Source organism: Caballeronia sp. AZ7_KS35, from assembly GCF_023631045.1.
Classification (GTDB): domain Bacteria; phylum Pseudomonadota; class Gammaproteobacteria; order Burkholderiales; family Burkholderiaceae; genus Caballeronia; species Caballeronia zhejiangensis.
Genome location: NZ_JALQDV010000048.1, coordinates 285,451 through 312,447, shown reverse-complemented (window position 1 = coordinate 312,447; position 26,997 = coordinate 285,451). Strand labels below are relative to the sequence as shown.

Annotated in this window: 27 protein-coding genes and 1 pseudogene; 8 read left to right on the top strand and 20 right to left on the bottom strand. The window is 62.0% G+C overall.

Annotated elements, in window-relative coordinates; translation table 11 throughout:
* Nucleotides 1-9 precede the first annotated feature (9 nt).
* Genes NCT05_RS31005 through NCT05_RS30995 form a run of 3 tightly spaced genes read right to left on the bottom strand, consistent with a single transcriptional unit; the run spans nt 10 to nt 2,899 of the window.
* Nucleotides 10-954: an ABC transporter substrate-binding protein gene (locus NCT05_RS31005; protein ID WP_250503941.1), complete on the bottom strand. Its 945-nt coding sequence runs from the start codon at nt 952-954 to the stop codon at nt 10-12.
* A gap of 25 nt (nt 955-979) precedes the next feature.
* Entirely contained in the window at nt 980-1,837 is an 858-nt protein-coding gene (locus tag NCT05_RS31000; RefSeq protein WP_250503940.1) for an aldolase/citrate lyase family protein, read from the bottom strand.
* A gap of 21 nt (nt 1,838-1,858) precedes the next feature.
* Entirely contained in the window at nt 1,859-2,899 is a 1,041-nt protein-coding gene (locus NCT05_RS30995; protein ID WP_250503939.1) for a WD40/YVTN/BNR-like repeat-containing protein, read from the bottom strand.
* A 392-nt stretch (nt 2,900-3,291) separates the two neighbouring features.
* Between NCT05_RS30995 and NCT05_RS37065 the strand changes: the two genes are divergently transcribed.
* The gene (locus NCT05_RS37065; protein ID WP_350029141.1) at nt 3,292-3,633 is read left to right on the top strand and encodes a carboxylesterase family protein; all 342 of its coding nucleotides are present in this window, start codon (nt 3,292-3,294) and stop codon (nt 3,631-3,633) included.
* Nucleotides 3,634-3,730: 97 nt separating this feature from the next.
* On the opposite strand, the gene NCT05_RS30990 is transcribed toward NCT05_RS37065, so the two are convergent.
* The 11 genes and pseudogenes from NCT05_RS30990 to NCT05_RS30940 all read right to left on the bottom strand — a co-directional run bounded on the left by NCT05_RS30990 (nt 3,731) and on the right by NCT05_RS30940 (nt 14,094).
* Nucleotides 3,731-4,993: an MFS transporter gene (locus NCT05_RS30990; protein WP_250456905.1), complete on the bottom strand. Its 1,263-nt coding sequence runs from the start codon at nt 4,991-4,993 to the stop codon at nt 3,731-3,733.
* Nucleotides 4,994-5,042: 49 nt separating this feature from the next.
* Nucleotides 5,043-5,417 (bottom strand): annotated as a pseudogene (locus NCT05_RS30985) (enolase C-terminal domain-like protein); the annotation flags it as partial.
* Nucleotides 5,418-5,432: 15 nt separating this feature from the next.
* On the bottom strand, nt 5,433-5,597 hold the full coding sequence (locus tag NCT05_RS30980) for a hypothetical protein (RefSeq protein ID WP_250456903.1): 165 nt from the start codon (nt 5,595-5,597) through the stop codon (nt 5,433-5,435).
* A 259-nt stretch (nt 5,598-5,856) separates the two neighbouring features.
* Nucleotides 5,857-6,861, bottom strand: a complete 1,005-nt coding sequence (locus NCT05_RS30975; RefSeq protein WP_250456902.1) for an ABC transporter permease — start codon at nt 6,859-6,861, stop codon at nt 5,857-5,859.
* Between the two features lie 2 nt (nt 6,862-6,863).
* Nucleotides 6,864-7,871, bottom strand: coding sequence for an ABC transporter permease (locus NCT05_RS30970; RefSeq protein WP_250456901.1), 1,008 nt, complete (start codon nt 7,869-7,871; stop codon nt 6,864-6,866).
* Nucleotides 7,868-9,400 carry a sugar ABC transporter ATP-binding protein gene (locus NCT05_RS30965; RefSeq protein WP_250503938.1) on the bottom strand — a complete coding sequence of 511 codons (1,533 nt, stop codon included), beginning with the start codon at nt 9,398-9,400 and terminating at the stop codon, nt 7,868-7,870. The genes NCT05_RS30970 and NCT05_RS30965 overlap by 4 nt, the downstream gene beginning before the upstream one ends.
* Before the next feature lie 44 nt (nt 9,401-9,444).
* The gene (locus tag NCT05_RS30960) at nt 9,445-10,461 is read right to left on the bottom strand and encodes a substrate-binding domain-containing protein (RefSeq protein ID WP_250437218.1); all 1,017 of its coding nucleotides are present in this window, start codon (nt 10,459-10,461) and stop codon (nt 9,445-9,447) included.
* A 38-nt stretch (nt 10,462-10,499) separates the two neighbouring features.
* The gene (locus NCT05_RS30955; RefSeq protein ID WP_250437217.1) at nt 10,500-11,294 is read right to left on the bottom strand and encodes an SDR family NAD(P)-dependent oxidoreductase; all 795 of its coding nucleotides are present in this window, start codon (nt 11,292-11,294) and stop codon (nt 10,500-10,502) included.
* A complete protein-coding gene (locus tag NCT05_RS30950) occupies nt 11,291-12,460 on the bottom strand; it encodes a mandelate racemase/muconate lactonizing enzyme family protein (RefSeq protein WP_250503937.1) in 1,170 nt (389 codons plus the stop codon). The genes NCT05_RS30955 and NCT05_RS30950 overlap by 4 nt, the downstream gene beginning before the upstream one ends.
* A 24-nt stretch (nt 12,461-12,484) precedes the next feature.
* Nucleotides 12,485-13,159: a GntR family transcriptional regulator gene (locus NCT05_RS30945; protein WP_250437215.1), complete on the bottom strand. Its 675-nt coding sequence runs from the start codon at nt 13,157-13,159 to the stop codon at nt 12,485-12,487.
* Nucleotides 13,160-13,215: 56 nt separating this feature from the next.
* Nucleotides 13,216-14,094: an SMP-30/gluconolactonase/LRE family protein gene (locus tag NCT05_RS30940; RefSeq protein WP_250503936.1), complete on the bottom strand. Its 879-nt coding sequence runs from the start codon at nt 14,092-14,094 to the stop codon at nt 13,216-13,218.
* 28 nt (nt 14,095-14,122) lie between these two features.
* On the opposite strand from NCT05_RS30940, the gene NCT05_RS30935 reads away from it, so the two are divergent.
* The gene (locus NCT05_RS30935; RefSeq protein WP_250503935.1) at nt 14,123-15,436 is read left to right on the top strand and encodes an NHL repeat-containing protein; all 1,314 of its coding nucleotides are present in this window, start codon (nt 14,123-14,125) and stop codon (nt 15,434-15,436) included.
* Here NCT05_RS30935 and NCT05_RS30930 read toward each other — a convergent pair.
* On the bottom strand, nt 15,377-16,285 hold the full coding sequence (locus NCT05_RS30930) for a LysR family transcriptional regulator (RefSeq protein ID WP_250503934.1): 909 nt from the start codon (nt 16,283-16,285) through the stop codon (nt 15,377-15,379). The genes NCT05_RS30935 and NCT05_RS30930 overlap by 60 nt on opposite strands.
* A gap of 86 nt (nt 16,286-16,371) precedes the next feature.
* Here NCT05_RS30930 and NCT05_RS30925 point away from each other — a divergent pair, with 86 nt between their 5' ends.
* The 5 genes from NCT05_RS30925 (at nt 16,372) to NCT05_RS30905 (ending at nt 20,380) form a co-directional block, all read left to right on the top strand.
* A complete protein-coding gene (locus NCT05_RS30925) occupies nt 16,372-16,884 on the top strand; it encodes an SRPBCC family protein (RefSeq protein ID WP_250456893.1) in 513 nt (170 codons plus the stop codon).
* A gap of 16 nt (nt 16,885-16,900) precedes the next feature.
* Nucleotides 16,901-17,584 (top strand): type 1 glutamine amidotransferase domain-containing protein, encoded by a 684-nt coding sequence (locus NCT05_RS30920; protein WP_250456892.1) that lies wholly within the window; start codon nt 16,901-16,903, stop codon nt 17,582-17,584.
* 131 nt (nt 17,585-17,715) lie between these two features.
* Nucleotides 17,716-18,216: a lactoylglutathione lyase family protein gene (locus tag NCT05_RS30915; protein ID WP_250437205.1), complete on the top strand. Its 501-nt coding sequence runs from the start codon at nt 17,716-17,718 to the stop codon at nt 18,214-18,216.
* Nucleotides 18,216-19,229 carry an alcohol dehydrogenase catalytic domain-containing protein gene (locus NCT05_RS30910; protein WP_250503933.1) on the top strand — a complete coding sequence of 338 codons (1,014 nt, stop codon included), beginning with the start codon at nt 18,216-18,218 and terminating at the stop codon, nt 19,227-19,229. Before NCT05_RS30915 ends, NCT05_RS30910 begins: the two co-directional genes overlap by 1 nt.
* 32 nt (nt 19,230-19,261) lie before the next feature.
* The gene (locus NCT05_RS30905) at nt 19,262-20,380 is read left to right on the top strand and encodes an NADH:flavin oxidoreductase/NADH oxidase (RefSeq protein WP_250503932.1); all 1,119 of its coding nucleotides are present in this window, start codon (nt 19,262-19,264) and stop codon (nt 20,378-20,380) included.
* A gap of 67 nt (nt 20,381-20,447) precedes the next feature.
* Here the strand turns inward: NCT05_RS30905 and NCT05_RS30900 are convergent, their stop codons facing one another.
* The 5 genes from NCT05_RS30900 to NCT05_RS30880 form a co-directional block, all read right to left on the bottom strand.
* Nucleotides 20,448-21,779, bottom strand: coding sequence for an MFS transporter (locus NCT05_RS30900; RefSeq protein ID WP_250503931.1), 1,332 nt, complete (start codon nt 21,777-21,779; stop codon nt 20,448-20,450).
* Between the two features lie 12 nt (nt 21,780-21,791).
* Nucleotides 21,792-23,129 carry an MFS transporter gene (locus NCT05_RS30895; RefSeq protein ID WP_250437201.1) on the bottom strand — a complete coding sequence of 446 codons (1,338 nt, stop codon included), beginning with the start codon at nt 23,127-23,129 and terminating at the stop codon, nt 21,792-21,794.
* 97 nt (nt 23,130-23,226) lie between these two features.
* A complete protein-coding gene (locus tag NCT05_RS30890) occupies nt 23,227-24,162 on the bottom strand; it encodes a sugar kinase (RefSeq protein ID WP_409017238.1) in 936 nt (311 codons plus the stop codon).
* A complete protein-coding gene (locus NCT05_RS30885) occupies nt 24,149-24,799 on the bottom strand; it encodes an RraA family protein (protein WP_250437200.1) in 651 nt (216 codons plus the stop codon). The genes NCT05_RS30890 and NCT05_RS30885 overlap by 14 nt, the downstream gene beginning before the upstream one ends.
* 98 nt (nt 24,800-24,897) lie before the next feature.
* Nucleotides 24,898-26,040 carry an L-dopachrome tautomerase-related protein gene (locus NCT05_RS30880; protein WP_250437199.1) on the bottom strand — a complete coding sequence of 381 codons (1,143 nt, stop codon included), beginning with the start codon at nt 26,038-26,040 and terminating at the stop codon, nt 24,898-24,900.
* A gap of 279 nt (nt 26,041-26,319) precedes the next feature.
* Here NCT05_RS30880 and NCT05_RS30875 point away from each other — a divergent pair, with 279 nt between their 5' ends.
* Nucleotides 26,320-26,997: a GntR family transcriptional regulator gene (locus NCT05_RS30875; RefSeq protein WP_250437197.1), complete on the top strand. Its 678-nt coding sequence runs from the start codon at nt 26,320-26,322 to the stop codon at nt 26,995-26,997.

Here is a 26,997-nt window from a genome sequence, read left to right as displayed (position 1 = left end):
CGCCTCCTTTTAAGCGATGGCCTTCGTGCGCGGGTCATGCACGATCGATTCGAGCGATGGCAATTCAGGAATCAGCTTCTGCCGATATGCGTAGCGCACGAGTGCTTCGAAGGATTGCGCGTTCTCATCGAGCCCGTAGGGAAGCGGATCACCGACGAGTTCAGCGAGCGCGAGATAGCGCTTGTCTTCGGCCTCTGCCGCGCTGCCCGAGCGCACGCGCGCCAGATAGCTTTCCTTCGCAAGAGAGAACGCTTCGAACAGCGCGCGAGCAAGCGATGGATACTGTTCGAGGACATCGTTTCTCACGACGATCACGCCATGCAGCGGATAGATGCCCGTCCTGCGATACCAGTCGTGCTCTCTCGCCTTTGCATCGGGGACCACATCGACGAGTTCGCCCGCGTCGTCTCCCGCGCCCGCGAGTCCTGCGAAAGCCGCATCGAGTTCGCCGTCGCGCAACATGCCGGCAAGCGTCCTGCCTTGCCCGACGCGTTGCACGTTCGACGGCGGCACGAAGCTTTCGACGTTCTCCTCTTCCTCCGTGAACCACGTAACGCTTTCGGGATCGAGACCGTATTCGTCCGCGAGGATGCCGCGCGTCCAAACGGCCGCCGTCACCGAATAGGCGCGAACGCCGACGCGTCGCCCCGCGAGGTCTTTCGGCTCGCGTATCGCCGACGACACCGGCCGTTGCAGCCCCGCATGACGAAAGCGGCGCGTCATCGGCAGCGGCAGCGCGGTGATCGGCGCGCCTGCGGCGACAGCCATCAGATACGACGTCGGCGCCATTTCACAAATGTCGTAGGGCTGGCTGCGCGCCATCGCGCGATAGGCATCGGGCATGCGCTTGATGTCGATGAAGTCGAGCGCGTAGCCTTCGACCTGCACCGCGCCGCTGCGCAAGTCCGCGACCTGACCGTGCCGCCCCAGCACGATGGACAGTTTCTTTGCCATGTCTGCTCCGTTTGTTTCGCGTCGTTCAGCGGTCCGCGAGTTTGCGACCCATGTCGAGCGCGGAGAAATCGCGCTTCGGGAACGTCATCAGGAAGCGATACCCGTCTTCGATTACGCGTTCGACGTTCTGCTCGGTCACATGCGGATGACCCACGGGAATATCGAATGCCTTGCCGACTTCGAGCACGTGACGCATCATGCGCAGCAGTTCAGGGTTGTCATACTGACGCGGACAACCGAGTTCCTGTGTGAGATCGCCCTCGCCGATCAGCAGCACGCCGATGCCCGGCACGCGCCTCACGATCTCCTCGATGTTCTCGACGGCGGCCGTATCCTCGATCATCAACGCGACGAGCACTTCGCCTTCGGGCGCGAGCGGCCATACATCGGCCTTCTTGTAGTAATCCTGCTGCGACAGTCCCCAGTAGCGCGCGGCAGGCATCGGGGCGTCGCCGCGCAAGCCGGCCGGATCGTAGAGCGGCGCTGTCTTCAGCCGCGGATAACGGCATGCCGCCACCGCGTTATACGCTTCCTCCGGCGTGCTGATGCGCGGCCATACGATGCCGTATGCACCGAGGTCGAGCGCCTGCTTGGCGAACCACTGATTCATCTCGCTGCCGCTCGGCGGGATGCGTACGAGCGGCGTCATCTGGCACGCGACGGAACCGGCATGCGCGATCTTCTGGCGCAGGAGCAGGAACTGCATCGCTTCACGCAATGCCCGAATGTCCCAGGGCGTGTGCTCCATCTCGAAGACCACGCCGTCGTTCGCGGATTGCGCGAAGCTGACCGCGTTCTCCACTTCGGCCTGAATGAATGACGTGAAGGCGATGCGTCGTCCGGATTCCAGCGCGCGGATGACGCCATTGAGTCGTTCTGCCATGTCTGACCTGCCTCCTCTCGCTTAGAGAATCGCGCCGCAGAACGCGTCGCCGGCTTGTTGAGGAAGGCGCTTCTCGGTCCAGTTCGACCCGCCGTCGAGCGTATAGAAGACTTGTCCGCCGCGCGTCACGGTGACGATGCCGTCCGGGTCCGTGGCATGCACGCCAAAGCCCAGCATCGTGCTTTGCGGATCGACGGCGGCATCCGCGCGATACCACGTCTTGCCGAGATCGTCGCTTCCGTAGAGCGCACCCGCGTTGCTGCGCGACGAGATGCTAAAGCACGCGTACATCTTCTCGGGCATGCCCGCTACAAAGCGGCAATCGCGCGTATAAGCGAACGGCGCGAATTTGCCGACTTCGATGTCCCTAAAGGTCTTGCCCTTGTCGCGGCTCTCGAAGATGCCGAGCCGGCAGATGTAGAAGAGCGCGTCGGGATCGGCGGGCGTCGTCACGACGGAGTGCGCGTCGAACATGCCTTCGGCGTCGTCGTCGGTTTCGATCTTGCTCTTGAGGTGCGCATGCTTCGAAAGCGCGATCAGGCCGTCGTTTTCGCCGCGCCATGTGAGACCACCGTCCTCGCTCAGCAGGAAGCCGTTGATCTCGCTGACGGCGTACATCACGTTCGCGTCGGTGGGATGGAATGCAATGCGCATCACGCGCGACGCCCCGAACGAAATCTTGAAGCGCTCGGGATAATCCGCATTGCATTTCGTCCAGGTATCGCCGCCATCGTTGCTACAATAGAACGCGACCGGCGCGGTGCCCGCGAACAATGTCTGCGGGTCGTGCGGGCTGACGACGACACACCAGAACTGCACGTTGTCGGCGGTGACGTTCAAGCGCGCCCATGACTGGCCGCCGTTGGTCGAGCGATAAACGCCCTTACGTGTGGCTGCGAAGAGCAGATTCTCCTGTTCGGGATGCGGCGTGATCGCCTGCACGGACGCGTCGTGAGGAATACCGTCCGCGGTTTCCCATTCGCCGCCGGGACGCAGCGTGAACATCGTGCCAAGTGCGTCGGGGCGCGTAGCCGCCGTGCCGACGAGCATCAGGTTCTTCATTCGAGTCTCCAATCTCTGTTATTCCGGTGTCCACGCGGACTGCACGACGCGGGACCTCGAGTTGCGTGAAACTTGCCTTTCGCGGCAGTTCAGCGAGTGATCGGAGACCAGTGTAGGCGGGGCGAACTACGCCTTGTTATTCAAAAACAGCCTTGGCGATAGATTTTTGCTTAGGCGAAATCACGCCCGTCCGAAGCGTCGGGTCCCTTGATGGGCGCCGTCTTCCTCTTAAGTACGAATCGGCTTTTTGGCGAGACTTCTTGCCGCCACGTCATTTCTGATAGCAGCTAGACAAGGCGGCACTTGGAGGGAAACCGTCTGAATTCAAGGATGCTGTACGGCCCGGCGGCTCGCGCCCACACATATGACCTCCGTCGGGCAGGCCATCGAATATGAAGGCGCCAATGGCACCAGGGCTGGCATCCGCAATCGCAGCACGAGCATGTTCATCAGGGTTTTACAACAGCGAAGCGCCCGTTGTACCGAAAAGCAATAGGGGCACCGCGAAGTCCCCGGCCGCCCGGCGACCCTGGCGCGTTCTTCAAGGGCAGCCCTTTTCGAGCAGCCCCACGAACTCCCTGCGCTGGACGCCGCCGCAGCCTGCGCAGCCGTGGCAAGGCACCAAGGTGGCGACTGCTTCCCAAAGTTCATGCGTCTGCACCGGCGCAGCGATGCGCGCACCCACCCGTTCTATGGTCCGCTGTCGCCCGCCAGTTGCCGTGACGCAATCGTGACTTTTAATGTGCTGCTTTCCTGGTCGATGTCGGGCGCGACGTTCACCGCAAGACACTGATAGCAGGATGGATCGGCACGCTGCGCGCCGGTCCATGCTCAGTTTGCTTCTCGAGTTCCGTGCGCGAAGCGAGCTGCCTGATCGCGATGCAATCGCGACTTCTGCACGCGTCCATACGCCAGCAACGAAATGCCGCCGAGTATCACGAGCGCGCCGAGTACCACGAAGCCCGACATGTACGAGCCCGTCGAACGATAGAGCAGTCCGACCAGAAATCCCGCGATCGTCCCGCCGCCACCCGCGCCGATGCCATTGATGATGCCCGATGCCGGGCCGATCGCCTGTGGCTCGATGGACGATTGCACGATCGACCAAATGTTCGGCGTATAGCTGCTCGCATAAAGGCCCAGCGCTACGGTAATGAGCCCGAGCTTCGCATAACCGCTCGACACCATCGGCAGAAGCATCATCAGCACGCCGGGAATCAGCAGGCCGAGCGCAGCGATCAGTACCCGCTTACCGGTGCGGTCGCTGATGCGCGACATCGGCAAGGCGAGCAACACTGCAGCGATATACGGCAGCGAACTCGCGAACGCCTGCGACATGCCCGTGAAGCCCACCGACTGCACCGCGAGCGGGATCCACAACGTGACGCCCCAGAACAGCATGCCTTGCGTCACATAGCTTAGAAGCAGCAGCAGAAACGGCGCACCACCGAGCGACGCGAATGTGAGCTTGCCCGCCGCGGCCGATTGCGCGGGCGGCGTGCGATACGGCGCTTCGAATTCGGGCTTCAGCTTCGCCATGTAGAGCGGCACGACGATGACCAGGCCGATGCCGCCCATCAGGAAGAACATCGAACGCCAGCCGAACGCATGATAGATCGGCGTCAGCACGATGAAACCGAATGCCAGCGCGAGATATTGTCCATAATACTGAATGATCGCGTTCGCCTTTGTGCGTTCGTCTGGTGCGAACCACGCCTTCGCGAAGCGCGATTGTTGCGGCCAGTATATGCCTTCAGCCACGCCGAGAATCAGCCGGCAAGCGAGCAGCACGACGAGCGAGCTCGTGAAGCCGACATACACCGTCGCGGCGGACCATAACGCGAAAGTCCAGATGACGACGGGCTTCGGATCGAACCGACGCGTGAGGATGCCGCCGAGCACGTTCGCGAGCGCATAGCCCACGAGAAAGATCGTCAGCGCAAGACTTGCGGTTACAGCGAAGCGCTCCCCCGCGAAGCCCATCTCCTGCGCGACGGATTGCAGTCCCACGGACAATGTCGTGCGGTCCAGATAAGCCACGCACAGCCCGAGCATCAGCGAGCCGCCTATGCTCCACCATTTCGATTGCGTCATCGTTATCTCCTTCTATATTGTGTTTATTGATCGTGCAGTACTGCCCGCTTCATTGCGCGGCGAAACGCGCAAGTGCGTGCCTGTCGACTTCGATGCCGAGTCCCGGCCCGTCCGGAATGCGCACGACGCCGTTCATGTGCTCGATCGGCTTCTTTAGTAAGGTGCGGCGAATCGGGTGTTCGGTTCGATCGAATTCGAGCATCGACTCGATGGGCGCAAGCGACGTGGGCGTTTGTGTCGGCAGCACGGCGAGCGGTTGCAGCGCTGCCGCCATCGCAATGCCCGTACCCCCACACGTGCGGGTTGTAGTGGACGCTGAAAGCCTGCGCCATGTCGGCAAACTTCTTGCACTCGGACAGACCGCGCGCCGCGCAGGTGTCGGCTGCACGATGTCGAGCGCTCGTGCGATCAGCATGTCGCGAAAGCCGAGGCGCGTGAATTAGCACTCGCCGCCCGCGACCGGAATCGATAGCGCGCGCTTCACTTGCACATGCCCTTCGCGATCCTCGGGCGGGACCGGTTCCTCGGACCAGCCGAACAACGCGAAGGCCCCGATGACCAGCGACTTCGGATCGAACCTGTGCGTCAGAACGCTGCCCGGCACGTTCCACCGGATACCCCACTAGAGATGGTTGTGCGCCAGGTCTTCCTTCACCGCGAAGAGCTCGCCGGCGAATCCCCGCTCCTACGCGATCAATTGCAGGCCAACCCGAAGCGTAGTTCGATCGAGATAGGCGACGCGCATTACCAGCGTCAGCGATCCGCCGTTCCCCCACCATCTAGAGTTCGTCATGTCCGCCTCCGCCTTTTCCACGTGTGGTGCCCATTAGCGCGACGTGCGGCGCACAGGCACAACCGTGACTTCACGCATCCGGATCCAGCCGCGCGTTGATCGCGATGGCGAGGATGATGACGACGCCGCTGATCGCATCTTGTATGTGCGGCGACACGAGCAGGATGTTCAGGAAGTTGCTCAAGGTCGCGAGGAACAACACGCCAACGAAGGCGTTGCGTATCGAACCCTTGCCCCCGGCGAGACTGATCCCCCCCACTACGACGGCCGCAATCGTTCCTAGCAGGAAGTTGTCGCCGGAGGTCGGCGCGACCGAACCCGTGCGCGCTAGAAACAGGAAACCGGCGAGTCCCGAGAGCAAACCCGAGAGTGTGTAAATGGCCACTGTCGTGCGCTCTACCGCGATGCCCGACAAACGCGCAGCGCGACTGTTGCCGCCCAGCGCATACAACACGACGCCGAGCTTGCTGCGCGCGAGCAGCACGCCGATCACCGCGGTCAGCACCAAAAAGATGTAGACCGGCACCGGCAGCGTGAAGATGCGCGTGGCTCCCAGGTCCGCGAAGAATGCGTCTGGGTTGTAGATCGGTGCTCCGCCCGTAAAGAGCATCGACACTCCGGAAAGTACCAAGGCCATGACGAGCGTCGCGATGAACGCGGGAATGCGCAGCACGACTACCATCAGCCCGTTGATTAGGCCCACTGCCGCCGCTCCGATCATCGCGATGGCGATGGCCGGCAGAAAGCCGACATACGGCAGGGCGTTGGACATGCTCATCTGCTGCTGCAACTCGGAACCGGCGCCGCCCATGAAAATGGCCGATGCCACCATCAGTGCGACGATCGACAGATCGATGCCTCCGGTGAGCATGACCAGTGCCTCGCCGAGCGCGAGCACGCCGATCACCGAACTCTGGAACAGAATGTTCGAGAGATTGCCGGGTTCCACCAGACGACCCCGTGAGACGGCCGTCCCCACGATTAGAAACAACGCAAACACGAAGACGATGGCGTTCTTGCGCACCACCGGCGAGCGCCACCACGGATCGTGTGCGGATTGAGCTAAGGTCGTCATGATCATCCCCTGTTGCCGAGCGTGCGGCGCTCTTGCCGTCCCTGCCGTAGCACGGAAAGCCCCACGGCGATCACAATGACCCCCGCGCGAATGATGCTCTGGTAATACGGATCAATCCCCGTGAGATTCATCACGTTGGCGATCAACTGATAGATGAGCACACCTGCCATCGCCTTCAGCAAGCGTCCTTCGCCGCCGAACAGACGCACTCCGCCAATGACGATGGCCGCGATCGAATCCAACTCCCAGCCGGCGCCGCCATTCGGTACGCCGCTGCTCGAACGGATGACCAGCGCGATGCCCGCCACGCCCGAGATAAGCCCAGCAATCGTGTACACGCCGAGTTTCAGCCGGTCGGATCGCACGCCCGCGAGACGCGCAGTCGTCTCGTTGCCCCCGACGGCGTAACAATGCAGACCCGACCGCGTTTGCGCGAGCCATACAGCGGCCACCGCCACGAGGACAAGCCACAGGAGCGTCGGCGGTGTAAGCAAACCGCCGCTGCTTCCGAGCGATTGAATCAGCGCGTTGCTGGTCAGCACGCTCTTCTCGCTGACGCTGAACGCGAGCCCGCGCGCGACGCCCATCATCGCGAGCGTGGCGATGAGGGGCTGCACGCGTCCGCGTACTACCGCTACACCGCTTGCCAATCCGCAAAGCGCGGACGTGAGCAGCGCCCCGCCGAGCGCCAGCACGATGTTCGTGTCCGCGTAACGCGCGAGTAGGATCGATGAAAGCGCCATGACGGCCGCGACGGAAAGATCGAAGCCGCCAGTCAGCACGACGATAAACTGTGCGACCGACAGAATCCCCAGTACCGCTGATTGCGTGAGCAGGTTGCCGATGTTCGATGCCGTTAGGAATTGCGGGCTCACCGCGCAGGCAAGCGCAATCAGGAGCAGCAGAATCAGGTAGACATCGTAGCGCGCGAGCACGCGCTTGACGTCGCGCCGCGCGGGCGCGTGATGCGACGAGACCGCCGCGTTCGATGAAGATGTGGCGTGACTCATGCGGCGGCCTCCACGTATGCGTTCGATCGGGGCACCGCGTGGCGCATTACCTCGACCTGTGTTGCGTCTTCGCCTTCGAGCACGGCGGCCGCGCGTCCTTCCGCCATCACGAGAATGCGATCGCTTAACGCGAGGAGTTCGAGCATGTCGGAGGACGCCATGATCACGGACATGCCTTCGGCCACGAGTTTGCGTATGAGTTGATGGATCTCGAACTTCGCGTTGATGTCCACGCCGCGGCTCGGCTCGTCGAGCAGCAAAATGCGGGTATCGTTCGCGAGCCACTTGGCGAGCACCACTTTCTGCTGATTGCCGCCGGAGAGCGTACGCACGGCCTGCTGCAATGAAGGCGTCTTGATGTGCATGCTCTTCACAAGTTCCTCTGCGATCTGGCGCAAGCGGCCCCGGCGCATCATCGACAAACGCGATACGCGCTTAAGAATCGGGTAGGCGATATTGTCCTCTACCGAACGGCCAATCACGAGGCCGCTTTCGCGACGCTCTTCCGGCACGAGTCCGAGGCCTGCGCGAATCGCATCGCGCGGCGCGCCGAACGATACCACCCTGCCCTCTATCATGATTTCGCCTGAATCCGGCTTCGTGATGCCGAAGAGGCACTCGAGCAGCTCGCTGCGCCCCGCGCCGACCAGGCCGCCAAGACCGAGAATTTCGCCCTGGCGCAGGTCGAAACTCACGTTCTCGAACTGGCCTTCGACTGTCAGGTTGCGTGCCGCCAGGATGACCTGCGCGCCGGCTTTCGTCTCAGGCCGAGCAGGCATCGCGTCTTCCAACGGACGGCCGACCATTGCCTGAATCAAACTGGCCTCGCTCACGTCCTTCACGTCATGCGTCGCCACCCGCGTGCCGTCGCGCATGATCGTCACGCGATCGCCAATGGTGATGATCTCCTGCAACCGATGAGACACATACACGATTCCGATCCCTTGCCTCCTGAAGACATCCAGCAATTCGAACAAGTGGCCGATCTCGTTGTCCGTCAGTGACGCCGTAGGCTCATCGAGCACGATAATTCGGCTTTCGCGCGAGATCGCTTTGACAATCTGCACAAGTTGACGTTGCGCGGGGCCGAGATGGCGCACCGGCTCATCGATGGGAAAGCGCAGGTTGAAGCGCTCCATCAACTCCACGACGCGCGCCCGCATTGCCGCTCGATCCAGCAGGCCGCCACGCTTCGCCAGCTCGTGACCGAGAAACACGTTCTCGGTCACGGTGAGCGGCAGCACAAGGTCAGTTTCTTGATAGATCACCGTGATGCCGAGTTCATGACTCAACACCGGGTCCAGCGCGGCGAATTCGCGTCCAGCCATCGACACGTGGCCGGCGTCGGGTCTTTCCGCGCCGGACATGACGCGCATGAGCGTGGATTTGCCGGCGCCGTTTTCGCCAATCAGGCAATGGATCTCCCCCGCGTGCAGATCGAAATCCACACCCTTGAGCGCCCGCACGCCCGGATACGACTTGACGATGCCCGACATGCGCAGCAGCGGGACCGTAATCTCGTGGTTCATGACAATAACGTTCCGTTAAGCGGAATGAGGCGGCATCATCGGCTTCAGCAGCAGCCAACGCCCATTGCCTTGAGTTCTTTCAGACGCTGCTCGATGAGCGCACGATGCTCTGGCGTATGTGCATCGAACTCCTTCTTGTCCGAGTACACGACGGGCGCGACGGGCTTGCCGGCTTGCGAGTCGTTGAAGACTTTCAACGCCAGGGCGCCAAAAGTCGGCGGAGTCTGCACGGTGTAGCTCGCCCAGCCGTCGAGGATCGCACGCAGGCCGTCGGCGGTGCCGTCCTTGCCCCACAAGTAGCCCTTCAGGTCGTCGCGATTCGCGGCCTTGATCGCGGTGAGGCCGCCGATCATTTCATCGTCGCTATCGAACACGATGCCGTCGATGGATCCTTTCGGAAAGGACTGCAGGAAGTCTTCCGTGCACTTGCGGCCGCCCTCGCGGCTATACCGACCATCGCACTTCGCGACGAACTTGATATCGGGATGTTTTGCGAAGACGCTGTCAAGTCCCTTCTGCTCTTCGAGTACCGGCGCCGCGCCCGTATTGCCCGTGACGTGCAGCAGCTTGCCTTGCGGCTTGCCGTTTTTCTTTGTCATCTGCGCGACGACGTCGTTGCCTACGCGCACGCCAGTGTCTTCATAGCTGATGGTCAAAAGCGAGATCCAGCCGTCCTTGCCCGGTTGCCCTGGCATCGCGCGGTCCGCGACGATGAGCGGAACCCCCGCCTTTTTCGCCATTCCGGGAACGGGCGCTGCGGGCTCATACTCGACAGGCTCCACGATCAGCACTTTGGGCTTGCGCGCGAGCAAATCCTGGATGTCGGAAAGCTGCTTGGCAGGGTCCCAATTCGCGTTGGTCCAAACGAAGTCGTATCCCGCTTCTTTCCAGCTCTTCTCCATGTCCTTTGTGTTGACGACTCGCCATTCGTTCTCCATGCCCGATTGCGACATTGCGACAAGTCCCTTGCTTGCGTCGGCCTGCATCGAGAAGATCAAACTGGCCGCGCCCAATGCGATCGACAACGCGACACGCGCGGCATTCATTTGTCGTACTAACATTTTTAGTCTCCTTTGATTGGGTATTCTTAGTTCCCGATTCAGGTCATCAAAAATCCGCCGGTCACGTTCAGCGCCTGTCCCGTCATCGCGCTGGAATCCGGGCTGGCGAGGAACAGCATCGTGTTGGCGACTTCCTGCGGCGTGACGAAACGGTTCATGGGTGCGGCGCTTTCCCATTCGCGGCGGACCTGCGCGATGCTCTTGCCTTCCTTCTGCGCGTGGTGCGCCATCACGTCTTCAATGCGATCACCTTCTACCGGACCAGGACACACCGCATTGACGCGGATGCCGTGCTCCGCGTTTTCCAGCGCGAGCGTCTGCGTGAGCCCGAGCAGCGCCCATTTCGAGCAGACGTAATCCGCGCGCAACGGTAATCCGCGCCGCGCAACGTTTGATGCGGTCGTCACAATCGTGCCGCGCTTCGCCGCGATCATCAGCGGCAGCACGGCGCGTGTGACAAGCATCGTGCCGGTGAGGTTGATATCGAGTGTCTCGCGCCACTGCGCGAGCGGCATGTCCTTGACGAGGTTGTAATGGCCGTTGAAGCCTGCGTTGTTGACGAGCACGTCCACGCGCCCATCGAAAAATCGGGCGGCGGCGCTCACGCCTTCTTCGACGGCGTGCTCATCACGGACATCGCAATGAAACACCTGGCAGCGGCGTCCTTCTTTCTCGACCAGTTCGCGCGTCTGATCGGCTCGCTGAAAATCCAGTACGGCAACATCGGCGCCTTCCCGGGCGAAAGACGTCGCGATGACTTGCCCAAGTCCCGCCGCCGCGCCCGTGATAATCACACGCTGGTTGACAAATCGACTCACGAAGTCCTCCTTCATTGAACAGAGAAGCGCTGCAACGCGGCTTCGTTGACGGTTACGCCAAGGCCCGGAGCATCCGGCACGGCGAGTTTCCCTTCCGCCAGCGCGAAGCGTTGATCGAGCAGGTCGTCGCGCAATGGATTGTGTTTGCGATCGAATTCCACGATCGGCTCGTTCTGCAGCGCGATTGGATTGGCCGTGTGCGGAATCGGCGGAATGGTGGCGATGGCCTGCAACGCCGCCGCGACCGCGATGCCCGAGCCCCATACGTGCGGAATCACGCCGACGCCGTGCGTGCTCGCGAACGCGAGAATCTGCTTGAATGCAGTGAAACCACCGCACACCGCCAGATCCGGTTGCGCGATATCGACGCAACCGCTACCAATCAGTTCGGCAAATCCATAACGCGTGAACTCGCATTCACCGCCCGCCACGGGAACGGGATTCTCAGCGCGCACGCGGCGATACCCCGCCTTGTCCTCCGGCACTACCGGTTCCTCGAAAAAGCGTACGTCAAGCGGTTCCATCATTCGGCCCATGCGGATCGCGGACGTCGCGTTGTATGCGTGGTTCGCATCGACCAGCATGCCGATATCCGGACCTACGGCTGCACGAATTACTCTCAGGCGTTCAATATCATCCTTCAGGCTCAGCAGACCGATTTTCACTTTGAGCATCTCAAAGCCCGCATCGGCGTAGCCGGACGCCTCTTCTTCGAGGCTGCGCAGCAGTTCGGGCAGACGGGTGAAATCCTGTGGGTAATAGCAGCCGGTCGCGTACGCGGGAACGGCGTCGCGGAAGCGTCCGCCGAGCATCTTCCACACCGGCAGCCCCGCGGATTGGCCCGCGATATCCCAGAGCGCGATATCAAGCGCGGAGATCGCCTCCACGTAAGTGCCCTTCTGCCCGAAATCGCGCGAGAAGTTGTACAGCTCCTCCCAGATGCGGACCGGCTCGGTCGGATCGCGGCCGATCAGTTTCGGTGCAAGCACGTGATCGATACACGCGGCGACCGGTTCCGGCGGGCCATACTGCCCGCCTTCACCCCAACCAACAAGGCCAGTGTCGGTCTCGATGCGCACGAGATAACTATTGCGCTCAGGGAACGCGGCCTGCGACGAGTAGAACAGCTTGTCGCCGAGCGGCACGCGTAGCACGTAGGAACGAATTGTCCTGATCTTCATGTCGTGATTTGAGGTTGTCAGCGTTCAGTTTTCGGAGTTGAGGTCCGCGAGATCGATGTTGGCGCTCAAGCGGTCGCGCGAGTTTTCCAGATGCGCTCGCATGGCTCTCGCCGCGCCCTGCGCGTCGCGCAGGCACACGGCTTCAACGATGGCAATGTGCTCAGGCAACGCAATTTCGTATGCGCCCGTTAGCTTGTCGACGATGGCGCGTTGTGCCCAGCGAATGAGTTCCATATGTGATGACAGGGCTTTTTGCAGCCGCACATTGCCGCAGTGCACATGCGCGAGTTCATGAACTTTTCGGTCAGCCTGCGCGATCGGCTCCACGTCGCCTCTGTGTAGCGCCTCTGCGGCGCCCAGATAAGCGGCGCGAACCCGCTCGGCCTCCTCGGTAGGTACGGCGAGCGTTGCGCGTTCCACGGCCATACATTCGAGCGCGATGCGCAGGTCGAATATCTCGTTGACGGTTTGCTGGTCTAGCGGCGCGACATACACGCCCTTGCGTGCTTCGACGGTCACGAAGCCCTGAATTTCAAGCGAGCGCAGCGCGTCGCGAAAGGGCGTCGAACTGACTTTCCATGCGGTCTGAAAATCGCTGACGTTGATGCGCTGCCCCGGCCGCATCTTCCCGCCGATGATCTCTTCCTTCAGCGCAGTCTCCACCTGCTCGCTGAGCGATGCTCTGTCGAAAACCTTCATCTTGTTAGCCTCGAATATGTCTGGTTTGCGCGTGCGGCGTTATCACAGCCACGCGCTCAACCCTGAAAACGCGGACTCGGCAAACCTCGCACGCCCGGCCGCCACGCAAACAGACTGCCGGCGTACGGCTCCTTTTCGCGGGTCGCGGGATCGAGTGTGAACCACGCTGTCGTGATGTACATAATGTCGAGTTCAGGTCCACCGAAAACCATGCAGGTCGGGTTCGACACCGGCAATGCGACCTCGCGATCGACCGATCCGTCGGGTGCGTAACGCACCAGTTTGCCGCCGCCCCACTGCGCGTTCCACAGAAAGCCGTCTTCGTCGACGATTGAGCCATCCGGGGCGCCCGGCGTCGTGAGCTCGGCGAATATGCGACGGTTGGCGATCTTGCCGTCTGCATAGTCGAATGCATCGATGCGGCGCGTCGCCATGTCGGAGAAGTACAGCGTCCTGCCGTTCGGGCTCCAGCACAGGGAGTTGGCACAGGCGATGTCGGTCAACAGCGTGCGCACGCTTGAATCGGCGTCGAGCGCATAGAGTGCGGCGTTGGCGCGTTGCGGCTGTTCCTCGCTCATCCCCCCGCAGAGGAAGCGGCCATCGGGCGCGACCCGGCCATCGTTGAGGCGCGTATGCGCGGCAGGATCGGGCAGCGAGGCAATCGGCACGGGTTGCGAGCTGTCCGCCTTAAGCGTAGCAAAGCCACTTTCAAGCGCGATCACCAGTCCGCCGCCCTCACGCAGCCCGATTGCGCCGATGCGCTCCGGCATTGTGCGGACGACAGGCGCCGACGCCGACACCTCCCACGACCAGATCTCACACGCGTGGATGTTGGTCCAGTGCAGAGTCTGCGTGCGCTCATCCCATACCGGGCTCTCGCCGAGTTGATTGCGGCAAGCCTGCACGACCTCGGGCGATCGGAAATTGAGTGACATCGACGCGCTTCGGTGAATTGATTGATGCATGATGCCTGATGCATCAGACTTCACGCATCAGAAAAAACCCGTACAATTTTTGCTCGACACCTCGAATACCAAGGCGATGCCTTTAATGAACCGTCGAATCTTTTTGGCAATGGCACTTGCGAGCAGCACAGGTCTCGCCCCACGAGTTCGCGCGGAACAGTGGCCTCTTGCGCTCGAGGTCGCCGTGAGCTCGCCGTGGATGGCGAATCAAGTTGCGCTGACGAGCTGCAATCTGCTGTTCCTCGGTTTGCCACGATATGCGCGTGAAATACCGACGCCGTCCATCGCACGCAGAGAAGCGAACGGCTCCCTTCAGCCCTTTCCCGGCAACGCATGGAACGCTTGGAAGCCAGGCGACGATGGCCGCGACGCGTTCGTCTATCTGAATTCCTTGCACGTCTTCTCGGACGACACCGTCTGGTGTGTCGATCAGGGTTCCTTGAACGCGGCAGCCTTTCCGTACGTCAATGAGACGCTCGACCGAGGCGCGCAAAAGCTGATCCGGCTCGACCCCCACTCAGGTCGCGTGCTCGATGTCCTGCGCTTCGACGACACCATCCTGCCCGCCGGCGCGCAACTTAACGACCTCCGCTTCCATGGTTCGACGATGTATCTGACCGACTCGGGTCTAGGCGGACTGATCGTGCATGAACTATCGAACGGCAAAACCCTACGACGGCTCTCCGGATATCCGCAGGTCAAGGCGTCCTCCATCGAGCCGCCGGCGATCCTCGCGCACGTGAAGGGCGGCGAGGTGTTTCATCCGCCCAACAGCGACTTGATCGAGATCACCGCGGACGGAAAGTGGCTCTTCTGGGCGGCGCCGACCGGCCCGCTCTATCGCATCGAAACGCGTTTGCTCCGCGATGCGACTCACCGACGCGCAACTCTCCACGCACGTAGAACACGTCTTCGAAATCAGCTTCTCCGGCGGCTGCGCGATGGATTCACGGGGCAACATGTACTTCTCAGAAACGGCGACGCATCACATCACCGTGCTTTCGCCCGAAGGCAAGCGTGCGGTGCTGGCGTCGCATCCGACGTTGATCCGGCCCGATGGCTCGTTCATCAGCCGCGATCGGCGGCTGTATATCCCGGTGAAACAGCCCGTCGCACGGCCGCACGGGCAAGCCAACGTGGCCGCGCCCTTCGTCACCTACTCGATTGTGCTGCCCGAGCTTTTCGACGGAATATCGCTCGGCGGTCCAGTCACGGGAAACTAGATGTCTGCCGCACCGCAACCCGCGCGCAATCAGTCCACCCTCGCGCAGACCTCGGACAGCAGTTCGCGAATCCAACGATGCGCCGGTGATCGATGCGTACGTTCGTGCCACGCAGCCACCTTCGAAAAACCGGGCACCTCGACCGGTGCATCGATGATTACGAGTCCGTCGCCGGATTGCACTAACCTGCGCGGAACGACTGCGATCAGATCGCTGGATGCAAGGATGCGTGGCAATACGAGAAAGCTCGTCACCGACAGCGCGACGCGCCGAGCGTGGCCGAGCCGTTCAAGCACATCGTCGGTGACGCCGCGAAACACGCCTCCGTCGTGCGACACCAGCGCATGATCGAGTGCGCAGAAGCGCTTGAGCGACAGCGTGCGCCTTCGTGCATCCGGGTGATCGCTGCGCATCACGCAAACATAGCGCTCGTTGAAGAGCGTACGCGCATGCAGATCGGCGGGCGTGGTTTCAGGTGTGACGAGCGCGAGGTCCAGTTCGCCCCGCTCGAACTGCGCGTGCAAGGTTTGATTGCGCACCGGCACGACCGCCACGCGCACGCCCGGCGCGAGCGCCCGCAATCGCGCGAGCAACGGCACGATCACCACTTGCAACGCGTAATCCGTTGCTGCGATGGTGATTGTCACGTCCGCTGTCGATGGCTCGAACGCCTGCGGGCGCAACATCGCTTCGATTTCGCCCAGCACCTGCTTGAGCGGCCCGACAAGTTCCAGCGCACGGGCAGTCGGCACGATGCCACGCTGCGTGCGCACGAACAGCGGATCGTCGAAGCTCTCGCGCAGGCGCGTGAGCATGCCGCTCACGGCGGGCTGTGTCAGCGACAAACGCCGCGCCGCCTTGGTGACGTTGCGCTCGTCAAGCAGCGCATCGAGCGCGCGCAACAGATTCAGATCGACGGTTTTGATATCAGTCTGCATGATGACTGTAATCATGACATGCGATTGGATTTATTGCAGCCTCACGCGCATCATTTGTTTCGTCAAATAACGAACGCCAAACTCTCATGCACGACATCATCTGGCCGCAAGGCTACCTACCAGGTCTTTCGGACAATTTTGCGTCGAACGAGGTCATCGTCGCGGGCTTGTCTGTCTCCGATGTCTGGCCGATGCTTGACGACACGACTCAGTGGCCGAGGTACTACAGCAACTGCGCCGACATCCGGTTTCACGATGCCAACGGTCCGCGACTTGCTGCCGGCGCACGCTTTCGCTTTACGACTTTCGGATTTCCCGTCGAAGCCGAAGTGACCGAATATGTGCCACCCGTCGAAGGCCAGCCCGCACGCGTGGCATGGCACGGCTGGGTGGAAGGCGATGCCCAATCCCGTCTGGATGTGCATCACGCATGGTTGCTCGAAGACCTTCCGCAAGGACGCATGCGCGTGCTCACGCAGGAAACGCAGAACGGCGCGCCGGCAAAGGCGCTTGCCACCACGCGACCCAATCCCATGATCAACGGTCATCAAGAATGGCTCGACGGAATGATCGCGGCGGCGCGCGCGGCCCGTTCTTAAGGAGACGACGATGATCGTGAAGAAGATTCTAATGGTCGTGACGTCGCACGCAACGATGGGCGAAAGCGGGCGCTCTACTGGCGTGTGGTTCGAAGAACTTTCCACGCCTTACTACGTGTTCAAGGACGCCGGCCTTGATGTCGAGATTGCTTCGATTAAAGGCGGTCCGGTTCCGTTCGATCCTCATTCGATCGAAGCCGGGGAGGCGCGTCCGGCCAGCGTGACCCGCTTCATGAACGATCCCGAAGCGATGCAAAAGGCACAAGCCTCAATGAAGCTCGATGCCGCCGATGCGTCCAACTACGCAGCCATCTTCCTCCCGGGAGGTCACGGAACGATGTGGGACCTGCCCGCGAGCGCGACGCTCGCGCACCTGTTGTCCGATGCGTGGGCGAAAGAGAAAGTGCTTGCCGCCGTCTGCCATGGCCCGGCGGGTCTCGTGAACGTCAAGGACGCAAACGGCACACCGCTCGTCGCAGGACGCGAGGCGACGGGTTTTAGCAACAGCGAGGAAGAAGCAGCGGGCCTTACACAAAGCGTGCCGTTCCTCCTCGAAGATCGCCTGCGCGAACTCGGTGCGCTTTATCGCAAAGCGCCGGACTTTCACGCACACGCGATTCGCGATGGCCGCCTCGTCACCGGCCAGAATCCGGCTTCGTCCGAAGAGGCCGCGCGTCTGACCTTGCAGGCGATCGTCTGAAGGTCGTCCACTGCAATCAGCGGCATGACGCTGCTCGCTGCGGTCTTGAAGCCGATCGCCAATCGATTGATTCGCGATCGGCGCTTGCGTTTTAGCTTCGCCCCCTCGCTAACCCAAAGGATTAACGAAACATGTCCACACCCTATCCGCGCGCCTTCTCGCATATCGGTCTTTCGGTGACCGATCTGGATGCCGCTGTCAAGTTCTATACCGACATCATGGGCTGGTATCTCATCATGCCCCCGACGACCATCAACGAAGACGACAGCGCGATCGGCGTCATGTGCACCGATGTGTTCGGCGCGGGCTGGGAGTCGTTTCGCATCGCGCATCTCTCGACAGGCGATCGCATCGGCGTCGAGATCTTTCAGTTCAAGAATGCGCAGAAGCCCGAGAACAACTTCGAATACTGGAAGACGGGCGTATTTCATTTCTGCGTGCAAGACCCGGACGTGGAAGGGCTCGCGGCGAAGATCGTCGCGGCGGGCGGCAAGCAGCGCATGCCGGTGCGTGAATATTTTCCCGGCGAGAAGCCGTATCGCATGGTCTACATGGAAGATCCGTTCGGCAATATCGTCGAGATTTACAGCCATAGTTACGAGTTGACGTACTCCGCCGGCGCGTACCGCTGATGCATACGCCGACACCGGCGCACGATGCGCCTCCGCCCTCGTGGCCCGCGTGGACATTCACTGGCAGCGACGATCCGAGGGCTCTCGCCCTGAACCGCATCGACGCGCCGCCGCTCGAACGCGGACACGTTCTCGTGCGCAACGCGGCTATCGGGCTGAATCCGGTCGACTGGAAAGTGCTCGGCGGCGATCTCGTCCACTGGCAACTGGGCAAAGTGCCGGGTGTGGATGGCGCGGGGGTGGTCGTGGCGGTCGGCGGCGATGTCGAACGCGGATGGCTCGGCAAGCGCGTCGCCTATCACACGAGTCTCGCGACGCCCGGCAGTTTCGCGCATTGCACGCCAGTCGCGGCACGCGCGCTGCTGATGGTTCCGCCGGAGATCAACCTCGCCACGGCCGCGAGCATGCCGTGCCCCGCGCTCACGGCGTGGCTCGCGCTCGACAAGTTGCCAACGCGTGCCGGGGCGCACGTGTTGATCAGCGGCGCGGGCGGCGCGGTCGGCCACTACGCGCTGCAACTCGCGGTGCTTCGCAGCTTCGATGTCAGCGTGATGTGTCATCCGCGGCATTGGGATCGTCTGCGCGCGCTCGGGGCGCGTATGTGTTTCGAAGGCCCGCTCGACGATGCATCGCTGTGGTCGCACGATCACGCAGGCGAATTCTTCGCCGTGGTCGACAGCGTGAGCGGGCCGCACGCGGCGCGTCTCGCACCCTCGCTCGGCGCGAGCGGGCATCTCGTCTGCATTCAGGGCCGCGCCGATGCCTGGCCCTGCGCGCCCTTCGGCCGCACGCTCTCGTTGCACGAAGTCGCGCTCGGCGCGCTGCACGTTCATGGCGACGACCGCGACTGGGCGCGCCTCGTCGATGCCGGCGAGCAGATTCTCGGCCTCGTCGCGAGCGGACGTTTCATCGCAGAAGACATATTGAGCGCGCCGTTCGATGCCTTGCCACAGCAACTCGATGCGTTGAGGCATCGCGCGTTCTCGGGCAAGCCAGTCGTGTCGATCGAGTGAACGCGGTTTCTTTCCTTTTTCGAGAGGTTTCAATGTCAGCGCTTTTCAGCCCTTTCACACTGAAGGACATCACCCTGCGCAACCGGATCGCCGTCCCGCCGATGTGCCAGTACAGCGCGGTCGATGGCGTCACCGACGACTGGCACGACGTCCATTACGCGGGCCTAGCGCGCGGCGGCGCGGGCCTCGTGATCGTCGAGGCCACCGCGGTTTCGCCGGAAGGCCGCATCACCCCCGCGTGCACGGGTTTATGGAACGACACGCAGGCGCAGGGCATGGCGCGCATTGCCGCATCCATCAAGAAAGCGGACGCGGTGCCCGGCATCCAGATCGGCCACGCGGGATGGAAAGGCAGCGCGAATCGTCCGTGGGACGGCGACGATCACATCTCGAACAGTGACGCGCGCGGCTGGCAGACGATATCGCCATCGGCCATCGCGTTCGGCGGCAAGCTCGACAAGGTGCCTTCCGAAATGACGCTCGATGATATCGCGCGCGTGCAGCGCGACTTCGTGGCCGCCGCCGTCCGCGCCCGCGATGCCGGTTTCGAATGGCTCGAACTTCACTTCGCGCACGGCTATCTCGCCCAAAGCTTCTTTTCGGTGCACGCAAACCGTCGCACGGATCGATACGGCGGCAATGCCGAAGGACGCGGACGCTTTCTCATCGAAACGCTGCGTGCGGTGCGCGAAGTGTGGCCCGAGCGCCTGCCGCTGACCGCGCGCTTCGGCGTGATCGAATTCGATGGCCGCGACGAGCAAACGCTCGCGGAATCGATCGAACTCGTGCGGCGCATGAAGCATGACGGCCTCGACCTGCTCAACGTCAGCATGGGCTTCTCGACGATGCAGGCGAAGGTGCCGTGGTCGTCGGCGTTCATGGCGCCGATCGCCGCGCGCGTGCGCAAGGAAGCGCAAATCGCGGTGGCGACGGCGTGGGGCATGGACGATCCGGCTGACGCGGAGCGCGCCATCGCCGCGCATCAGCTCGATATCGCGATGATGGGACGCGCGCATCTGGCCGATCCTCATTACCCGTTCCGCGCGGCGCGGGAGTTAAACGTGCCCCGGTCGTCGTCGCTGTTGCCCGCGCAATATGCGTATTGGCTGGCGCGCTATCCGGGTCCGCAAAACGGCGATCCGGTGGACTGATCCTTCTTCTCCGCAACTTTCGACCGACTTGCGCGGCGCGAGACTCGCGCCGCGTCGTGCTGCTTCGTCAAGTCGCGGCACCCGCGGCCTGCCCGCGCTCGTCTGGCGGACTGGGAATCGGCTCGATGCGACCCAGCACGAAGACGATCGACAGGATCCCCACGAAGATCACCATGCCCGCGACCCAGAACGCGTTCTCGAACGAATGGGTTGCGCTCACGATGAAGCCAGTTAACGCAGGCGCCACCGCTCCCATTACGTTGCCGACGCAGTTCATGATGCCGGAGACCGTGCCGACGCCGCCGCGCGGCGCGATGAGCGAAGGAATCGACCACGTCACCGCGCCCGCGATGGCAAGTCCGCCGAGCGAAATCGAGATCCACGCGATCGCCCAGCGCGGGTCGCTCGTACCGATCACGCCGAGAATGCCGAGCGCGCAGATCATGCCGAAGATCAGCACCGCCTTGCGTACACGGCTTTCGTCGTGACCACGGGCGATCATGCGGTCGATGATCCAGCCGCCGACGAATACATCGGTGAACGTCGCCCATGCCCAGGGAATCATCGCGTAACCCGCGGAGTGCAAGACGCTCATGTGCATGGTCGTCACGAGATAGCTCGGCAGCCATGTCAGGAACAGGTAGAACGCGTAGTCGTATGCGGAATAGCCGATCGTCAGCCCCCAGACTTTCCGGTTGGTCAGCAGATAGCTCAGCATGCCGGCCGTGCTCGACGCCGATTGTCCCTCCGGCGTCGCGCCGCCCCGCTGGATGTACGCTAACTCTTCGCGAGAGAGCCGCGCGTCCTTCGACGGATCGCGATAGACGATGCAGAAGCCCGCGAAATACGCGAGACTCAGCATCGCCGATACCCAGAAGCCCCAGCGCCAGCCGAACGTGACGACGACGAAAGCGATCAGCGGCACGCCGATCACATTGGCGAATTTTGCGGACGCGTCGAAGATCGATGTCGCAAGCGCGCGTTCGCCGCGCGGAAACCAGTAGCCCGTGGCCTTCGAACTCGCGGCGAGTCCGGGCGCTTCGGCGACGCCGAGCAGAAAGCGCGCCGCGACGAGTCCGCCGAAGCCGCTCGCCAGCGCCGTGATCACTGACGACACCGCCCACAGAAACGCCCCCCAGCGGCCCACGCGCGTCACGCCGTAACGATCGAGGACGACCCCGGCCGGAATTTGCAGGAGCGCGTAAGCCCACGAGAACGCGCTGAACAGAATGCCGATATCGCCTGGCGTCAGGTTGAAGGCTTCGCTCAGTTGCGGCGCGGCGACCGAGAGCGTCACGCGATCGATGTAATTCACCAGAATGCCGATGCCGATGAAAATGCCGATCCACCAGCGGCGACGCGGCACCGGTTTGCCCAAGCTTGAAGCGCTGTTGTTCATGTCGTCCCCTTGTCAGTTCGTGCGCCGGCCTTCGACAGGGTCCGTGCCTATTCCCGATGCCTGCCGACGTTCGCGCGAACGGCCCGAGAGCAGCGTAACGATCGCCGCGAGCAGCGCAGCGGCCGCCAGGATGCCGAGCCCCACCGCATATCCGGAAGTCGTCGAACGTACATACCCCAGCAGATACGGACCCGCGAAGCCGCCAAGATTGCCGATGGAATTCGCCAGCGCGATACCGGCCGCTGCCGCCGTGCCACCGAGGAAGGTTGTCGGCAACGCCCAGAACGAGGGCAACGCGCCATAACCGCCGATTGCGGCGATCGTCAGTCCGAGGAAAATCGCTGGCAACGAAGAGGAAGTGGCGGCAAGGGCCAGGCCCAGTGCCGCGACCACGCAGGCACATGCGAGATCCAGGCGGTACTTGCCGCGCCGGTCGGCGGCGCGCGACCACACGACCATCGTCAATGCGCCGATGACGAACGGCACTGCGTTTGCCGGGCCAATCCATTCATCGGCCACACCGAGCATCCTCATGATCTGCGGCTGCCACAGTACGAGCCCATTGTTCGCGGTGACGATCAGAAAGTAGATCGCACCGAGCAGCAACACGCGCGGATTCGCGAGCGTTTGCAAAGCGCTCGCCTTGTGATGAAGTTCGCGTTCGGCGGCTTCACCAGCTATACGCGCATCGAGCCAGCGGCGCTCGTCGTCGTCGAGCCAGACGGCCTGACGCGGCGAATCGGCAAGAAAGCGCAGCGTCACGAAACCGAGCAGCACCGACGGCAGGCCTTCAATCACAAAGAGCCATTGCCATCCCGCGATACCGAACAGGCCGTCCATGCGCAAAATGAAGCTCGACACGAGCGAGCCGAGCGCGGTCGAGATCGGGTTGGCGAGCATGAAAAGTCCCACGACCTGCGCCCTATACCGCGACGGAAACCAGAAGGTGAGATACAAGATCACCCCAGGAAAAAAGCCTGCCTCCGCCGCCCCGAGAACGAAGCGCAGAATCATGAAGCTTGTGGGGCCGGTGACGAATGCACCGCATGCCGAGATGAGGCCCCAACTGATGAGAATGCGCGCGAGCCATACGCGCGCGCCGGTTTTAGCGAGCGCAAGGTTGCTCGGTACTTCGAAGATGAAATAACCGATAAAGAAGATGCCCGCCGCCCAGCCGTACGCATACGACGACAGGCCGATGTCCTTATTCATCGTCAGCGCGGCGAAGCCGACATTGACCCGATCCAGGAATGCAAAAAAATACAGCAGGATCAGAAACGGCAAGAGCCGTCGCGTCACCTTTCTCATCGTGCGCTTTTCGAGTGCAAGATTGTCGTTATGGTCGTTCATGACATGTCCCCTCGCCTGCCCTGTGGCGGAATCGGTGATGTGTTATTGATCGAAGAAGCCGGCCACGGCGCAGACGCAATGACCGGCTAGCACCGCATCAGCTCGCGGACTGCATGGCCCGCACGTCGTGGGGGCGCGGAATCGGCTCAACCGCGCCATAGCCTTGCGTCGACAGCGCGGCAGCGGCGTTCGCATAGCGCGCTGCGGCTTCGGCGCTGTCGCCAGCCGCCAGACGCGCGACGAACGCACCGTCGAAGCAATCGCCCGCGCCCGTTGCATCGACGACATCGACCTTGTGCCCTTCGATGCGCACGCGCGATTCCCCTTGGGCGACGAGAACTCCATCGCCGCCCAGCTTCAGGCAAACGGTTCGCGGACCGAGCGCGAGATAGTGCCGGACGATCGTTTCGGGATCGGAAAGACCCGTGAGCGTTTGCGCGTCTTCGAGACTCGGCAGCAGGTAGTCGGCGTAACGCACCGTTGCATCGATGATCGCCCTCGCACGCGCGAGCGGCCAGAGCTTCAGCCGCACGTTCAAATCGAACGTCACCGCGATGCCTTCGCGCTTCGCATGCTCGAGGGCCGCAAGAACCGCGTCGCATGCGCTCTCGCTGATGGCCTGGCTGATGCCGGATACGTGGAGATAACGCGCGCGGCCGATTACGTCCAGTGGCAAGTTCGCGGGCGAGAGACGGCTCGCCGCCGATCCCCGGCGCAGATAGCTGAACGCATGGCCGCGCTCGTCGTGCGTGACAAAGTACACACCGGTATGCGCCTCTCGATCCGTCGCGACGCCGCTCGTATCGACGCCTTCGCTGCGCCATAGATCGAGGAAGCTGCGACCGAAGGCATCATCTCCCAGACGTGTGATGTAGCCCACCTTTCCGCCCTGTCGCGCTGCCGCTACGCAAAAGTTCGATGTGTCGCCGCCGAAACCCTGCAAGTAGTCGCGGGCATTGGCCTGCGTCTGATTGAACTCGATCATCGGCTCGCCAATCGCGACGATTTCCGCTGCCATGTCAGATGCGGCCATACTTCGCCAGTCCCTTGCGCAACGACTTCTCGCCGATGATGAGACGTGCCTGTTCGAGTTCGCGCTCATCGATTTCCTGCGAGAGCTTCAGTACCGCTTCCGCATGCACGCGCGGCACGACAACGACGCCATCGATATCAGCCACGATAATGTCGCCCGGATGCACCTTCACGCTTCCACACTCGACGGGCACGTTCGCCGCGAGTGTCGTGAAACGGCCGACCGTCGTGCCTGGCGACACGGACCGCGAATAGATCGGGAAGTCGTAGTCGCGGCGGATTTCCGTCAGATCGCGTACGCCGCCGTCGAGAATCGCGCCGACGTGCTGGTTCGCCACCGCGCCCGCGGTCATCAGCCCGCCCCACACCGCGACGTTCGTCTCGCCGTAGATGCCGATCACAATCACGCTACCGGCGGGCGATTCGTCGATCGCGTCGAGCGCGTGCTGCGGCGGCACTTTCTCGTGCGTCGGAGCTTCTAGGATCGTCACTGCGGGCCCGACGATCTTCTTGTCGTTGATACGCGGCTTGATCGACTCATCCATGTACCCGCGAACGCCTGCGATCTGATCCACCGCATCGGCAACGGAGGCCGTCGCCACACTCTCGAAACCCTTGATCAACTCTGCCAGTTCCATGTCATGCTCCTTTCGTTTGTAGTACACCTAATCGGTCGTTTGACGCTGCATTCCGGGAAAATGCATCGGGTGTCAATCGAGTGAGTCCTGCTCGCCGTCTACTTCGCGGTATAACTGCGGCCGTTCGCCTGCACCTTCCAGATACGGAAATTCGGCACGGCCGGGTTATCGAAATCCATTGCGTTGTCGACCCATTTGTTCAGATGCCCCGACACGACGTAAAGCGACCCGTCCGGACTCCAGCTGAGCGTATCGGGCCACGCCATCTCGGGATGGATCGCGTAGGTTGAGATGGCGCCTGTCTTTGCGTCGCGGAACATGAGACCATTCAATTCGAGCGCCGTCATGTAAAGGTTGCCCTTGCGGTCGGCGATCATGCCGTCGGTGTTCGAGGGCAACGACGCGACTCTTTTGACGGCGGTGCGTAGTGTCGATTCGCTGGAATCAAAGTCGCGCAGCAACGCGGTATCGAGCGAATACAGCGTATGGCCAGACAAGTTGGTCCAGTAAAGCGTGCGCTTGTCACCCGACAGCGCAATACCGTCGGCGCCTGTGCGCATCGGTGTCTTGCTGAGCACCGCCTCATTATCGATGCGGAAATGGAAGTCGGCTTCGTCGGTCGTGAAGACGGTCTGATCGAGCACGCGGTGCGCGCGATTGTGCTTCTGGTCATACACGATGAGTCCGCCGTGCAGATGGTCGCAGAAGATTCCCGAGTCGGTGATATACGCGAAGCCGCGATCGTTATCGACAACGACATCATTCAGGAACGAGCACTTCTTATCGGAGTCGGCGTCGTTGAACTCGTAGCGCTGAATTTCGCGGTCTGCCTTCAGGTCCCACAGAACGAGTTTCTCCGCACCTTGTGCCGATGGCTGTCCGGCAATGTGCCCCTGGTCGAGAATCCACATCACGTCATTCCGATCGATCTCGAAGCCAAGCACGGATTGCAACGCCTGACGGTCGCCGACCTTGTTCATTGCAGCGCTCGGGAAGGGCTGCAGTTCCCAGCGGCCGTTCTTGTGAACAAGCTTCGACAGCGTTGCGGGCACGTCAGGACCGCCCCAGCGCGCGGTGCTGACGTACATCGTGCCCTTCGAGTCGACTTTCACGCCTTGCAGCAGCACCTTCTTGTACGTCTGGTTGCTGTCGTAAGCCTGTTCGGCTTGCGCGTCGCCAAGGTCATAAGGCAAGCGATTCCACTCGGCCACCACTTCCATATGCGGCGCGCTGGGTGCCACGTTCGGTGACGATGCCGCCGCGAAAACCGTCCCGCTCGTTATGACCAAGGCGCCCGCCAGCGTGTGTCTGATATTGCGAAAGCTACGCATGTGTCTCCTCCGGTTGACTTCATCTTCTTCGGACGACCCGGCCGCGCGTCTGCCGCCGATCGTTAACTGATATCTTAGATATCAATTCTTGGGCGTGCAAGCGGCGCGTGCTAATATCCCTAAAAACTGCCCGTGCTTTGAAACAAGCACCGCCCCGGTCATACGACCAATAGTCGATGCCCCTTGAACATGAAGATCGAAAAGCTGGTGGAGCGCCCGAAGTCATTGACTGCCATCGCGAAGGACATGATCCGCAACGCGATCGTCGATGGCGAACTGCCGTTCGGCAGTCAGTTGTCCGAGAGTGCGCTGGCGCTCAAGCTCGGATTCAGCAAAACGCCGGTGCGCGAGGCGCTGCTGCAACTCAAGCTGGAAGGGCTGGTCGAGATCCTTCCGCAGTCCGGCACGTTGGTGTTCAAGCCGACGGAGGATCAGGTTCGCGAGATTTGTCGTTTTCGCGAGATCATCGAACTGTCGGCTCTCGAGCTGGCTATGCGCCTTGACGCCGATGAGCTTGCACAACGTCTGACAGCGGCGCTGAAAATAGGCCGCGAAGAAAGTCTCGACGATGACAGCCGCCATCGCAAGCAAGATGCTCAATTCCACGGGGCGATTCTCGAATGCTGCGGCAACGCATATCTGCAGTCCGCCTATCAACTCGTTGCCGATAAGATTCAGGCGTTGCGCGCGCGGCTTGCAGTCGGCGACAAGCCCGTTGGCACGTGTGACGACATGCATGCCGAAATCATGCGTCTGATCCGTGACGGGAACGTGCGCAAGGCGTGCACGGAACTGCGTGCACATATTCGCAGCACGGAAGACTCATACATCCGCGCGAGCAAGATTGATGGGAACGCGGGAGCGTAG

Excerpts from the sequence above, each read along its gene's own strand:
- NCT05_RS31005 (WP_250503941.1), bottom strand. The coding sequence starts at position 954 with ATGGCAAAGAAACTGTCCATCGTGCTGGGGCGGCACGGTCAGGTCGCG.
- NCT05_RS31000 (WP_250503940.1), bottom strand. The coding sequence starts at position 1,837 with ATGGCAGAACGACTCAATGGCGTCATCCGCGCGCTGGAATCCGGACGA.
- NCT05_RS30995 (WP_250503939.1), bottom strand. The coding sequence starts at position 2,899 with ATGAAGAACCTGATGCTCGTCGGCACGGCGGCTACGCGCCCCGACGCA.
- NCT05_RS37065 (WP_350029141.1), top strand. The coding sequence starts at position 3,292 with ATGAAGGCGCCAATGGCACCAGGGCTGGCATCCGCAATCGCAGCACGA.
- NCT05_RS30990 (WP_250456905.1), bottom strand. The coding sequence starts at position 4,993 with ATGACGCAATCGAAATGGTGGAGCATAGGCGGCTCGCTGATGCTCGGG.
- NCT05_RS30975 (WP_250456902.1), bottom strand. The coding sequence starts at position 6,861 with ATGACGACCTTAGCTCAATCCGCACACGATCCGTGGTGGCGCTCGCCG.
- NCT05_RS30970 (WP_250456901.1), bottom strand. The coding sequence starts at position 7,871 with ATGAGTCACGCCACATCTTCATCGAACGCGGCGGTCTCGTCGCATCAC.
- NCT05_RS30965 (WP_250503938.1), bottom strand. The coding sequence starts at position 9,400 with ATGAACCACGAGATTACGGTCCCGCTGCTGCGCATGTCGGGCATCGTC.
- NCT05_RS30960 (WP_250437218.1), bottom strand. The coding sequence starts at position 10,461 with ATGTTAGTACGACAAATGAATGCCGCGCGTGTCGCGTTGTCGATCGCA.
- NCT05_RS30955 (WP_250437217.1), bottom strand. The coding sequence starts at position 11,294 with ATGAAGGAGGACTTCGTGAGTCGATTTGTCAACCAGCGTGTGATTATC.
- NCT05_RS30950 (WP_250503937.1), bottom strand. The coding sequence starts at position 12,460 with ATGAAGATCAGGACAATTCGTTCCTACGTGCTACGCGTGCCGCTCGGC.
- NCT05_RS30945 (WP_250437215.1), bottom strand. The coding sequence starts at position 13,159 with ATGAAGGTTTTCGACAGAGCATCGCTCAGCGAGCAGGTGGAGACTGCG.
- NCT05_RS30940 (WP_250503936.1), bottom strand. The coding sequence starts at position 14,094 with ATGTCACTCAATTTCCGATCGCCCGAGGTCGTGCAGGCTTGCCGCAAT.
- NCT05_RS30935 (WP_250503935.1), top strand. The coding sequence starts at position 14,123 with ATGATGCCTGATGCATCAGACTTCACGCATCAGAAAAAACCCGTACAA.
- NCT05_RS30930 (WP_250503934.1), bottom strand. The coding sequence starts at position 16,285 with ATGCAGACTGATATCAAAACCGTCGATCTGAATCTGTTGCGCGCGCTC.
- NCT05_RS30925 (WP_250456893.1), top strand. The coding sequence starts at position 16,372 with ATGCACGACATCATCTGGCCGCAAGGCTACCTACCAGGTCTTTCGGAC.
- NCT05_RS30915 (WP_250437205.1), top strand. The coding sequence starts at position 17,716 with ATGTCCACACCCTATCCGCGCGCCTTCTCGCATATCGGTCTTTCGGTG.
- NCT05_RS30910 (WP_250503933.1), top strand. The coding sequence starts at position 18,216 with ATGCATACGCCGACACCGGCGCACGATGCGCCTCCGCCCTCGTGGCCC.
- NCT05_RS30905 (WP_250503932.1), top strand. The coding sequence starts at position 19,262 with ATGTCAGCGCTTTTCAGCCCTTTCACACTGAAGGACATCACCCTGCGC.
- NCT05_RS30900 (WP_250503931.1), bottom strand. The coding sequence starts at position 21,779 with ATGAACAACAGCGCTTCAAGCTTGGGCAAACCGGTGCCGCGTCGCCGC.
- NCT05_RS30895 (WP_250437201.1), bottom strand. The coding sequence starts at position 23,129 with ATGAACGACCATAACGACAATCTTGCACTCGAAAAGCGCACGATGAGA.
- NCT05_RS30890 (WP_409017238.1), bottom strand. The coding sequence starts at position 24,162 with ATGGCCGCATCTGACATGGCAGCGGAAATCGTCGCGATTGGCGAGCCG.
- NCT05_RS30885 (WP_250437200.1), bottom strand. The coding sequence starts at position 24,799 with ATGGAACTGGCAGAGTTGATCAAGGGTTTCGAGAGTGTGGCGACGGCC.
- NCT05_RS30875 (WP_250437197.1), top strand. The coding sequence starts at position 26,320 with ATGAAGATCGAAAAGCTGGTGGAGCGCCCGAAGTCATTGACTGCCATC.